Source organism: Vibrio sp. OPT18 (genome assembly GCF_015163615.1).
In the GTDB taxonomy this organism is placed as follows: Bacteria; Pseudomonadota; Gammaproteobacteria; order Enterobacterales; family Vibrionaceae; genus Vibrio; species Vibrio coralliirubri.
Map to the genome: position 1 here is coordinate 88,461 of NZ_JADDYK010000021.1, position 12,251 is coordinate 100,711.

The window sequence follows — 12,251 nt, forward strand, 5'->3', positions numbered from 1 at the left end:
GTAAAACAAGAACGAATCAGCCTTTGAAAGAAGGCTGATCCAAGATTCCGAAAGGAACAGAAAAACCGTACTGGTGAAGATACATCGGGCGGCACGTATTTAGGTCAATCGATCTAGTCAGGACAAATAATAAGGGGTGAGCTCGCTTGCCCCAAATAACGTGAAAGCTAACCAACACACTGTAACAACGAATGCTTCAAATGATGGCAACGATCGGTTCTGAATGGCTAGCAAAATCCTATAACTATAAGGTGGTGAGCAAATGGATGCACATCGTTCTACCTACACTGAATCAGCACTACGTGACGCGACTGTCGTCATGGCACCGGAAAGGCTAGGTGCAATGCACCAAACACGTATCAGCTTCGTTAGAACTCTGATTCGTAAAATGGCGCAGCAAGAATGGAAAGTGACCAAACATGAATGGCAATTAGATGCTCAAGGTTTTGGTCATGTTATCTATAAGCTTGCGACGCCAAACCATGTTTATCATTTGGTTGTTTTCTGCGATGAGATTGCAGATGACGAACGAAATGACCGTGTAATTGCTGAAAAGTGGGACGTAACGTTTGCGCTTGTTCTTGGTGATGTTGATGTCGCCCTACTTGAAAGACTTCGTGCGAATGTACCGCTTCAAGAAGCAGGCCGTAATCCAAATAACGTGCTTGTGTTGGCGCGTGCAAATAAAAGTGTACGTGTGTTTGAACATATCGTTAGTCACTTGGCTAAAGGTGTTCAACCAACGCCAAAAGAGCTGGCTGAAGTGGGTTACATCCTGCGAACGACAGCGGTATACGGTAATGGCAAATTTGGCATTGCTGACTTTAAAATCTTAGAGAAAAATGAGGATTTTAATCAGTCGTTCAGTGCGCAAATGTGTGCGGTTTATATGCTGCGTGAGTTCAGCCTAGATTGGGTTCATTACCTAGCCGAGCAACAGGGCGGTGAACAAGCAATCACTTTACACAGAGGATTACAGCGTTACCTTGGTGTTGGTAATGCGACTGGTTTAGGCATGGCGCCATACCTTATTAACCACCCAAGTATTGTCGATCAGTGGATGACAACCCGTGAACATGCATTGGCGGACGTGTTGGCTAGTCAGACCGATACGGCGTTAATTGAGCCACTACGTACATACGTTAAAAAAGCGATTTGTCATTTAGAACAAGTTGTTACCATCAATGAAAACCAGCAAGAGTTGAACAAAACCGCTGTTGATGAGTTAAAACACGCAGAACAATCACTAGAAGCTTCTGTAAATCATTGTGAGACATGGGCGCAGTTAGTTGAACAATCTAAGCACATGAGTATGGAAGCCCAAGAAATCCTTATCTCATGCTTGATGGAATTGTACCCAGAATTAGTGGACGCCCATCAAGAGCAAATGAATTGTAGCGAAACGTTGTCGCTTCCAAGCGGTAAAAAGATCCAAGACCTTTTGGTTGTGTTAGAAGAAAAGTACCGTTGGGCGATCACGACCGACTTTACCAAAGCAGAAAACAACTACTGGTTCTGGTATCGCTCTCAGGACAAAGAAGAGCCAAGACTCGGTGTTCGAGGCGAGGAACTCGGCGAAGAGCGCGAACTGCCCTTAGATATCGGCCGCCAAGCTTACCGCTTGTACCATGCTTTATTGCAATTCGCGCCAGAGCTTTCATTGGCAGAGTTTCTTGTTAAGCAGCCGCAGCATCGTGCAATTGCACGCCGTGTGTGGACGCTAGGTAACAAGGCGATGGGCGACATTCAAATGAATGTGCTACATCAAGACTCGCCACCAATGCACTTGCTGCGTTGCAAGTTAGCAATGTTTGGTGCGACTAAGTTTGATCCTCGCTCAGACCGTTGGGTACGAGTGACGTTTTTCCAAGGTGCACCACTGCTTGATGAAATTCATCAGGACGAATGGGTGTTCCCAGTATTACCAAGTGAAGCGGAGATGGCTGACTCAAATAAAGTTCCTACACATATCAACGCTCAACATAGAGGTAAATCGTTATGATCGTTTCTCACAATGAACTGGTAGCGGCCGTTAATAAAGCCTTTTTGGGTATGCGTCGTACATGTGGTGAAGCCGATGTAATAGCGAACATGGTGGCAGATTTACAAATGGTTGGCTTGGATGGAGTTCGTCATTTTAACAACGCGAGCAACTTTATGGGGCTAGAAGACGATTGCCCAGTGGACATTCAAGTGCTTAGTGATAACACGGTTGAAGTTGACCTGCACAAGGCAAGTTTAGCGTGCCACCTACCTGTGGTGATGGATTACGCGATTGAAAAAATGGTCGGCAAGAAGACGCTGAAAATTGAGTTAAACAACTGTCATAACCGCTGGCTAGCGTACAGCGAGCTTGTGAAACTGGCGGCGAAGGGCATCGCGTGTACTGCACGTTGGGATAATGGCTCCAACCCTAAGAGCACTTTGTATGTGCTTAACCGTGGTTGCGTTGCACCAGAATTGTTTTTATCAGATTTGCCTCTGGCATCGGACGATCATATCCACAATATGACCATCGAGCTTTCCGTCCAGGATTTCGATATCGAACGTTTGTCAGATGGCTACCAAACACACATTGAATCGGAAGCGCTTTTTAAAACTCAAGAGAAGGCGTGGAACGAGGGCATTGAAGTTGACGATGGAGAGTGGGGCGCGTTGAAAGAAACGGCCACGGCTATCCTTGTTGAAAACAGCCAACGTTCAATTCAAGGTGCAGGTGAGCTAACGACTTCATAATTTAGTACTAAGTACTTAGTACTTAGTACTTAGTGCTTAGTGAATCGATAGCATTATTGATAACACACGCTACAACAGATAAAACCAAAGAGCTTAACGTATCCTCACCTCGTTAAGCTCTTTTTATTTGTCTCCCGTTTTCATTCTTCCTCTCAATAGACCGCCCCTTAAACCTTCTGTTTTGAAACAAGTTGTTACGCGTATAAAGCTAATTTGGCGATTTAATGAAGTACCTTCACATTCAGGTTCAACAAACGGTTTCATTTACAAGCTAGTATGCGTATCTTGCTAACTAGGGTGCCAAAGGGCACCGTTTTTATTCGTACCGATGACTTTAGAATCAGATAAAAAAGGAATGAAGCGTGCAAGCTAACTTTATTGATGGAACCACCCTGTATCGTCAGCACTCATTTGAGTTGCCACTCGACTATCAAGCAAAAGATGGACAACAGATCCAAGTCTTCGCACGTGAGCTGGTTGATCTCGCTAAAGATGGGCAAGAACTGCCTTGGCTTATCTACTTTCAGGGGGGGCCAGGTTTTCCTTCTCCACGAGTGAGTGGTCAATCGGGTTGGCTAAAGCGTGCATTACAAAACTATCGTGTTCTGCTGCTAGACCAACGTGGTACAGGCAACAGCACGGTTATCAGCCATGAAACGTTGGCGCATTTGTCTCCAGAACAGCAGGTTGAGTACTTAACGCATTTCAGAGCGGATAACATCGTTCGTGATGCGGAAGCGATTCGTGAGCAGTTCGGTATTAAGCAATGGTCGACGATTGGTCAAAGCTTTGGTGGTTTCTGCACACTGAGCTATTTGTCACTGTTCCCACAGAGCTTGCAACGTTGTTATGTGACGGGCGGTATTCCTTCGATTGAACGCGAAGCTGACGATGTCTATCGTGCGACTTATAAGCGTGTCGAGGACAAAAACAGAGCCTTCTTTGCTCAGTTCCCACAAGCGCAAGCCATGTGTCGTGAGATCTCTGATTACCTGCTCAACAACGACGTCAGACTGCCAAACGGTCAGGTGTTCACGGTTGAGCAATTTCAACTTATTGGCATTAACCTTGGTGGCGGTGAAGCGAACCTGCCGATGTACTTCACTCTGGAAAGTGCCTTTGTTGAAGTGAACGGTAACAGACAGCTGAGCTACAGCTTCCTAAACCAAATGCAGCAAGAGCAGGGTTACTTAACTAACCCAATTTACGCAATTTTGCATGAATCGATTTACTGCCAGGGCACTGCGTCAAAATGGTCGGCTCACAGAGTTCGTGAACAGTACCCACACTTTAACTACCAATCAGGTAGCGAGTTCTGGTTTACCGGGGAAATGGTGTACCCATGGATGTTCGATCAACTAGAAACGCTGAAGCCACTGCGTGAAGCGGCAAACATGTTGGCCGAGAAGCCGGACTGGGGGTCTTTGTACAACGCAGAGCAACTGAGCAAGAATACGGTTCCGATGGCATGTGCGGTTTATGCGGATGATATGTATGTAGAGCTGGATTACAGCCGTGAAACGCTAGCCAATATTCCAAACTCAAAAGCGTGGATTACCAACGAGTATGAGCACAATGGTTTGAGAGTGGATGGTGAACGAATCGTCGATAAGCTGATGACGATGGTTGATGCATTAGAAAACTTGCCAAAATAATCAAACTCTCTGCGTAGGTTATCTACGTTAGAAGCTATCTAAGTTAGAAGCTCTTTACGTTAGAGACAAGATACGTCAAAAACAAGAAAACGCTGCATCCGTGCAGCGTTTTTTTTATGTCATCGAACTATTCGATTTAAGGAACTAGGAGGGGTAGCCCTTGAAGCCATTAAGGTTGGATGACGATATCTTGATTTTCAGTGGTCGATAAGCTGGCGCGGTTCTGTTCGATAAGCTGAGCCGCATAAGAGGGAGTCACAGCTTGAATTTCGCCTTTTGAACGAATCGTTAATGCTTCCCACGCATGATCACGGTATTTGCCTGTCTGTGTATATTCAATAAGTACTCTCATGATTCTTCCATCCGATGTGTGGTTAACGTGCTACTAACATTAGCGCCATTATTGTGGTTACACACCTGTTAAAAATGGAACATAAGATTAACCAAATGAGAATGCGTGTAACTTGAAAAACAGACCCAACTGCACTTATCTTCTTAACCGCGTTTATCGCAACTAACCGTACTTATCGCAAACAACAGCATTTTTAAGCAACCAACATTACTTATCGTAAATAGCGTCCATAAAAAAACGCTGCACGATGGCAGCGTTAAAGTTGAGATAGGTTGAAGATTGCTTAGCTGTTTTCTAAGCCAACAATCTTGCGTGCAGACATCACTGCACTATCCAAATCGGTCAATCTACCAGCACTTGCTGGACCAAGAACTGATGAATACAAAGCCAACTGCTTCTCAAATGATAAATCTAATTGGTTATATAGATTTTGGCGGATTTGAGCGTGTTGCTGTGGCTTTGCGCTCGACAGGCCTTCCAACGTATCGTAGATGAGTGTAGTTGTATCCATAACTGTCCTTAGTACATCTTTAGAAAATTTTGCATATTATGCACTTGGTGTCATCTTTGTTCTGCGAGATTGATCGCATTATGTGCAGCTCTGCTTAATTGTGTAATCAGTTAGTTACAATTGTGTTGTACGGCAAAGTATCGAAAACTTGGGTTTGGGCAAAAGAAAAGGAGACACAGTGGTCTCCTTTTGGTTTGTTAGGCAAAGATAAAAGTTACGTGCTGTTCGCTGCTTATTGAGCCGTTCGGCTACGCACAGCTACAGCGCCTATCGTATGTTAATGTTCTTATCTCGATTTTCGTACATTTCAGGTGTGGTGTGTAATCCACCCGCATAACCTGCTGCTTCAAGTGTTTCTCTTACCTCTCTAACATGCTCAGCCGTGACTGGTTCATTTCTGGCGCCAAGGTTTAAACGCACAAACGTGATTAACTCAGCTAAGCGTTGATCCGACAGTACATCCTCAAAACTTGCCATCGGCATGAAGTTTCGATCTTTGTCGAGATAGGTGGGTTGCAAGCCACGAACGGTTACTGCAATGGTGTTGAATGGGTCGCTGTGCATGATAATGCCGTTATTCAGCAGAGTAGGGGCGATTGGATCGCGACCTTTACCATCGTCACCATGACACGCCCCACAGGTTTGACGATACGTGGTGTAGATTTCACTGGCATACGCAGCTTCATCAAACCCTCTAGGCTGCAACTGAATGGCATCACTGGCAATGGTGTTGTTAATATCCCCACTGAGTAGGTAATAGGACATCGACTCAATATCTTCACGTGTCATCAAACTTAGGCTGTTTTTCACGACATCAGCCATACCCGCAAAAGCGGTGCCTTTGTCTGAATGCCCTGTGTGTAAAAAGTCGGTGAGTGTTGCTTCATCCCAACCATCGATATAGAGCTCATTAGCTGTGATATCAGGCGCGTTCCAACCGTCAATCAAGTTACCTTGGAAAATACGTTCTGGTATCAGTGCTTGGGCAATGTTTCGTGGCGTATGGCACTCCGAACAGTGGCCAAGTCCTGCGACCCAATATTTGCCTTGCTGCCACTTATCGACATTCTCAATTTCTCCTTTGAGCTCCTCTGGTACTTCATAATCAATAGGGTCTGTATCCATGAATACGATGTTCCAGCCAAGCAAACCTAAGCGAATATTGGATGGAAACATCATGCTGTTGTCATCATTGCGTCGCGGCACGGCGGTGATGGACTGCATGTATTCCCATAAATCCACCATGTCTTGGTCGGTCAGGTATTGATAAGAGGTGTAAGGCATTGCAGGGTAGAGGTAACCATTCTTACCTTTACCTGCAACTAATGCGGCTCGGAAATCATCGAAGTCATAAGTCCCGATCCCTTCGGTGGTGTGTGGGGTTATGTTGGTTGAATACACGGTACCGAAAGGGGTCACAAACGGTAGGCCGCCAGCGAAGGGTTCGCTACCTTCTGCACTATGACAAGCCACACAATCACCGGCGTAAGCGAGATATTCTCCGCGCTTAACAGATGATGCTTTCAAACTCGCGAGCCTTTGTTGTTCTACTTCACCAGCGTGTCGGATATAAGCCCCAAGCGCGAGTATTTCGTTCTCGGTGAGCTGCTCATTAAACGCAGGCATTAGGTTGTTCAAACCGTAATTAATGGTGTGCTGAATCTCTTCAATACTGCCGCCGTGAAGCCAGATGTCATCGGAAAGATCAGGTACACCAATCGCTGGGTTAGCGACAGCACCATCAGCATGACAAGACGAACAGTATTGGACGAACAAGGTTTTACCGAGCTCGACTTTAATCTCCGGCACATCGGTATGACGTTGGTTGAGAGACGCTAGGTAGTAGGAGACCTTCGCCACCTCGTCTGGGCGCATGATTTCACTCCAACCCGGCATAGCACCGTTCCGGCCTTTGGCAATCGAATGAATCACAGCTTCATCACTGCCACCATAAAGCCACTCTTGGTCTATCAAGTTAGGAAAGTGCTTTTGTCCCTGAGCATTATCTCGGTGACAAGCAGCGCAGTGAGTTTGGAATAGAATTCTACCGCTGTTCACGATCTCTGAGACGGCAGCTAGTCCTTCTAACGTGGTTTCACTGGTTTGTGCAAATTGCTCATTGAGAGTGGTGGATGGTGAACTGAGCTTATCATCGCTTTGTTCCCAATCGACTAAGCCTTCCCACTCGCCAAGCCCAGGGTAGAGCACCAAATAGCCTGCAGATAAAAGAAATGCGACCGCATAGCTTACAAATAACAGCTTAGGTGGAGGCGCATCTTTCTCTTCAATCCCATCAAAGGTGCCTATGGTGTGGTCGTGATCGGCCTTGTGATTGCTACGCCAATATTTAACGATAACCGATACCATCAGAACAAAGAATATTAAGGTTAAGAGTACCGCCCATAGATTCCAGAATGTGCTCATTGTGATACCTCCTGTGACGTATCTTTACCCAGGCTTTGTAAATAGCGAATCAGCGCTTCACCTTTGGTTTTGCCTCTTACTTGCAAACGGGCGTCACCAATTTCTTGATCGGTATAAGGCACACCTAAGGTACGTAACACTTCCATTTTGGCGCTGATATCATCGCCAGTCAGAGTCTGCTCAAATAGCCACGGGTAAGAGGGCATGATCGAGGTCGGTACAACTTTTCGAGGATCAATTAAGTGAATAACATGCCACTGGTCAGAATACTTTCTGCCTAAATTAGTGAGGTCAGGGCCAGTACGTTTAGAGCCCCACAAGTTAGGAAACTCATAGATATCGTCTGCTTCTTGGTTCGGGCGACCATTACGTTTCACCTCTGGCTCTAGAGGGCGAACCATTTGTGTGTGACAAACATGGCAGCCTTCACTGATGTAGATGTCTCGGCCTGCTAACTCAATCGGTGTGAGTGGCATCGCTAAGCTGCCTTTGGCAATATCATCGCCACGGACAATGCTTGGCACTACCCAGACCAATAAAGAGAAGGAGGCCACGACAACAGTGGTCAAAATTAAAATGACGATTGAATGTGTAAAGTCTTTACTCATCATTTAAGCCCCCTCATTAACGGTGTGTTTAGCATCATGTACTGCGGGCATACGAACCGTTTTGTACAAGTTGAAAGCCATTAAGAACAATCCAAGTACAAACAGCGCACCACCAAAGAAACGCATGAATAACCAAGGTGCTTTAAAATCCATAGCTTCTACAAAACTGTAAATCAGTTCGCCATTTTCATTTTGAGCGAGCCACATATACCCCTCGCCGATGCCTGCGATCCAAAGTGCTATTGCATAGATGGCGACGCCAGCATGAGCAAGCCAAAAGTGCCATTTAATCAATCGTCGTGACCAAAGATCGGTTTGGCCCCATAAGCGTGGAATGAAATAGTAAAAAACCGCTATCCCTGACATTCCAACCCATCCTAGAGCCGCGGAATGTACGTGTCCGATGATCCATTCGGTGTTGTGTGCCACCATGTTAAACCAGCGAATGGCGAGTAGCGGACCTTCGAATGTTGCCAAGCAGTAGTAAAGAATCGCTGAGAAAAAGAATAAAAGAATGTAGTCGGACTTCAGCTTTTCTTTGTTTTGTAGGAGGGTCATTGCGCTATTAAACGCACCTGCCCAAGAAGGGAGCCACAGGATCAATGACATCACGATGCCGATGTTCTGAATCCAGATAGGAACGGAAGAATAAACCAAATGGTGCGTTCCGGCCCACGTGTAAAAGCCGACCAAACCCCAGAAATGGATCACAGACAAACGGTACGAGTAGATAGGTCGATCCGCCGCTTTAGGTATGAAATAGTAGTTCATACCAATAACACCAGCGGTCAGCAAGAAGCCGACGGCATTATGTCCCCACCACCACTGAACAATCGCATCTTGAGCGCCTGCAAACACAGAGTAGGACTTCATCGCCAACACAGGCATCGCGAGGTTGTTCACGATGAAAATCATTGCAACGACGATGATGAAAGCAGCAAAGAACCAGTTAGCCACGAAGATATGGCTGACCTTTCGTTTAGCAAGGGTGCCAAAGAACAACACCGCATACAGCACCCAAACCAGCACAATCATTAAGTCGATTGGCCATTCAAGCTCTGCATACTCTTTTGAGGTAGTGTGGCCTGCGGGTAAGGAAATGACCGCAAGTAACAGGATGAGTTGCCAGCCCCAAAATACCATCCATGAAAGGCTTTTATTGAACAAGTCACAATGGCCTGTTCGCTGGGCAATATATAAAGACGTCCCCATCAAGATATTCACCACGAAGCCGTAAATCACTCCAGAGGTATGTAGCGGGCGCAGTCGACCAAATTGGAAATATTGAGAATCAAAGTTTAAGACTGGCCAATATAATTGCGCGGCGAGAATCACGCCGATGATCATACCTACAATCGCCCACACTAAGGATGCGATGATGAAGTACTTCACGACCTTAATGCTGTATTGCGTTGTCACTTGTTCCATAACAAGGCTCCTTGCCTAGATATTTTGAATCGCTGACTTAATTTGAATCGCTGAGCGAGCTTGCTTCGTTGCCGAGCACTGAATAGAAATAGGAAATGTCACGAATGTCTTGGTCTGAGAGCGTGTCGGCTTGTTGTTGCATGAGAATCGCTAAGCCACTGGTTCTTTCTCGAGTCTGGTAATCTTTCAATGAAGAGATGAGATAGCCCACTTTTTGACCGCGAAGGTTCGGGTAGGGATCTTGTGTTGAGATGCCATCAGCGCCATGGCAGGTCATGCACACTTTGGCTTTTTGTTTACCTAATTCGAATTGTTCTTGATTAACTTCAGCAGAAACAGGAAACATGACCAGCGTCATTACTAGGGTAGAAAGTGTCGCCATGGGGTTAAATTTTTTTATATTCAAACTCATTCTCGATTCCCTTGATTATGAAATGAGTAAGCTTTCTAAGATCAATACACGAGATCAACTGGTGAAGTAGAAACGACTGGAACCCGTTATTAAGTCTCTTAAAGCTGCTTACGTTCGATTAAAGGTTATGCAGCAACCAGCATTCTCGCTACTTACTTACTCATATTTATTGTTAATTTTGTTGTTTGATACGTATTCATAGGGCTTATTGGTTTACTTACGCAGAGTAAAATACGAGTTTTTCTTACTCGACGGCCTGGAAGGAATACGTCAAGCGGCTAAGGATTGCTGAACGAGAGCGGTGATGGAAGAGACAGAGAAACAGCGAAGTTATTGAAAGACAGCGAGGTGTAGGAGAATTAGGGATCAAGTGATACCAATCAATCTGAGTGGTATCGGTACAAGTTAAATGGTCAATTTATACTAGACTCAATTTAGTGACCTTTTTAAATGGAGTTTAGAATGAGAACTGTATTCTTGTTGATGCTTTGGCTTTGCTCGTTTTCGATTTTTGCAGCCTCAGAGTTAACGGTTTTCGACCACTCTGGGCAAAAGCATGGTTTTAGTAGAGAGCAACTCCTGTCACTTCCTCAAAAAGAAATTACTACCACCTTGCCTTGGGTCGAGGGTCTGACCGTTTATAGTGGTGTGACGTTACAAACGGTGCTTGAAAATATGGATCTACCGATATCATCACAAGTCACTTTCGTAGCATTGAATGACTATAAAATTGCCGTGCCCAAAGAAGATTTTGATACCTATGAACCCATCATTGCGATTAAAAAGAATGGGGAGTTTATGTCTGTGAGAGAGAAAGGCCCGTTTTGGTTGATTTACCCACTCTCTGCGAATCCTGAGACCAATACCCCTGATTTCCATGCCAAGATGATTTGGCAGATTCGTGATATTCACCTGTAGAGGCTAATTATGAAGAAGCTGTTGTCTATGGCTGCAATCAAAGTCGTTGTTTTGTCTTTGGCAGTGGTTGTTCTATCCGTCAATATCTACAGTGTTACTCGAATTAATGACATCAACAAGAGCTTTTCTAACCGCCAAAATGAGGCCACATGGTTTGTTTTTCAACTCGTCAAAGAGTATGCAAACTTCTTGATGGTTAGCCACGCAAAAACGATTGATTATGATGAACTTTGGTTGGCTTATGACATTACTTGGAGTCGTTTTGATATTCTGATCAACAGCACTGAATCGTCCAATTTTATTCGCTCAGCAAACTTTAAGCCGTACTTTACCTCAGAGTTTGAAAAGTTTAAGTCGCTAGAATCGTCAATCAAGTTGGTCAGTACAGGGCAATTACCCAAAGAATCCCTGCAGAAGAAAGTCGATATTTGCTACACCACGCTGGTCGAGTTTATTAACGAAAAGTTTCGATTACAAAGCCCAGTTATTGAAGAAAATACGTCCATGGTAGGTAAGTTTGTTGTTGTTCACCAAATTAGCAGCGCCTTTCTTGTCTTGATTATGTTGATGACAGGCATCATTTTCTATCTCGATTTTTCCATCAAACGAAAACTTCATTCTACCGACTTTATTACTGGTTTTCGCAATCGAGTCTCGCTCATGCAGTTTGTTAAAAACAGCTATCCAACAAACGGTAATTTCGACCTTTACTTTGTACGCATCAGAAACCTCAATGAGATTAACCAAAAGTATGGGCTTGAATATGGTGATCTGGTAGTGAGCTCCGCCGCTAAGTCTCTGACGGCAAAGGTTCCGGAAAGTACTATCTCGTTTCGTAGCAGTGGCAGCCAATTTTTATTCTTTATTCCTGAGCACTTGTACACCAGTGATGAGATACAGGAAAAATTCAATGACGTGCTCAAGGATTATATATCTGCGGGCAATTTAGAATTGATGATTGACGCTGTAGTCAGGCATAAGAAGAACATCAGCTCTAAAGATATGATGGAGCTACTGACGACAATGCAGAGCTAATCCCCGCATTAGCCAAAAGTCAGAACGTTACGTTTAATTGCTTTCCGCTCACCACGCTCCCGATTCATTAACATGGCTTTTTCCATCCTTTATTTACCTCCTCATTCAATGTGTAGCCAACGCAGACCTCCTGCACAGATGAAGATAGTTCTACTACTAGTTATAGCTATAG

Annotated in this window: 10 protein-coding genes and 1 pseudogene; 5 read left to right on the forward strand and 6 right to left on the reverse strand. The window is 44.8% G+C overall.

The annotated features are described in order from the left end of the window. Positions 1-200: 200 nt before the first annotated feature. From IQQ51_RS02885 to IQQ51_RS02895, 3 genes and pseudogenes are all read left to right on the forward strand, one after another. Positions 201-2,002 (forward strand): annotated as a pseudogene (locus IQQ51_RS02885) (hypothetical protein). Next, positions 1,999-2,736, forward strand: coding sequence for a DUF3726 domain-containing protein (locus IQQ51_RS02890; protein WP_193840309.1), 738 nt, complete (start codon positions 1,999-2,001; stop codon positions 2,734-2,736). Before IQQ51_RS02885 ends, IQQ51_RS02890 begins: the two are co-directional and overlap by 4 nt. 362 nt (positions 2,737-3,098) lie before the next feature. Beyond that, positions 3,099-4,391: an alpha/beta fold hydrolase gene (locus IQQ51_RS02895; protein ID WP_193840310.1), complete on the forward strand. Its 1,293-nt coding sequence runs from the start codon at positions 3,099-3,101 to the stop codon at positions 4,389-4,391. 169 nt (positions 4,392-4,560) lie between these two features. Here IQQ51_RS02895 and IQQ51_RS02900 read toward each other — a convergent pair whose 3' ends face one another. The 6 genes from IQQ51_RS02900 to IQQ51_RS02925 form a co-directional block, all read right to left on the reverse strand. After that, positions 4,561-4,743 (reverse strand): hypothetical protein, encoded by a 183-nt coding sequence (locus IQQ51_RS02900; protein ID WP_004730424.1) that lies wholly within the window; start codon positions 4,741-4,743, stop codon positions 4,561-4,563. A gap of 283 nt (positions 4,744-5,026) precedes the next feature. Then, the gene (locus IQQ51_RS02905; protein WP_004730426.1) at positions 5,027-5,254 is read right to left on the reverse strand and encodes a PAS factor family protein; all 228 of its coding nucleotides are present in this window, start codon (positions 5,252-5,254) and stop codon (positions 5,027-5,029) included. Between the two features lie 267 nt (positions 5,255-5,521). Beyond that, entirely contained in the window at positions 5,522-7,678 is a 2,157-nt protein-coding gene (locus tag IQQ51_RS02910) for a cytochrome c (protein WP_193840311.1), read from the reverse strand. After that, positions 7,675-8,289: a cbb3-type cytochrome c oxidase subunit II gene (locus IQQ51_RS02915; RefSeq protein ID WP_017060032.1), complete on the reverse strand. Its 615-nt coding sequence runs from the start codon at positions 8,287-8,289 to the stop codon at positions 7,675-7,677. The genes IQQ51_RS02910 and IQQ51_RS02915 overlap by 4 nt, the downstream gene beginning before the upstream one ends. After that, positions 8,290-9,714: a cytochrome-c oxidase, cbb3-type subunit I gene (ccoN, locus tag IQQ51_RS02920; RefSeq protein ID WP_193840312.1), complete on the reverse strand. Its 1,425-nt coding sequence runs from the start codon at positions 9,712-9,714 to the stop codon at positions 8,290-8,292. It abuts the gene before it with no gap. Positions 9,715-9,751: 37 nt separating this feature from the next. After that, positions 9,752-10,126: a c-type cytochrome gene (locus IQQ51_RS02925; protein WP_059018733.1), complete on the reverse strand. Its 375-nt coding sequence runs from the start codon at positions 10,124-10,126 to the stop codon at positions 9,752-9,754. Between the two features lie 462 nt (positions 10,127-10,588). Here IQQ51_RS02925 and IQQ51_RS02930 point away from each other — a divergent pair, with 462 nt between their 5' ends. Then, entirely contained in the window at positions 10,589-11,044 is a 456-nt protein-coding gene (locus tag IQQ51_RS02930) for a hypothetical protein (RefSeq protein ID WP_017064717.1), read from the forward strand. Positions 11,045-11,053: 9 nt separating this feature from the next. After that, positions 11,054-12,079 (forward strand): diguanylate cyclase domain-containing protein, encoded by a 1,026-nt coding sequence (locus tag IQQ51_RS02935; protein ID WP_048611070.1) that lies wholly within the window; start codon positions 11,054-11,056, stop codon positions 12,077-12,079. Positions 12,080-12,251: the final 172 nt, after the last annotated feature.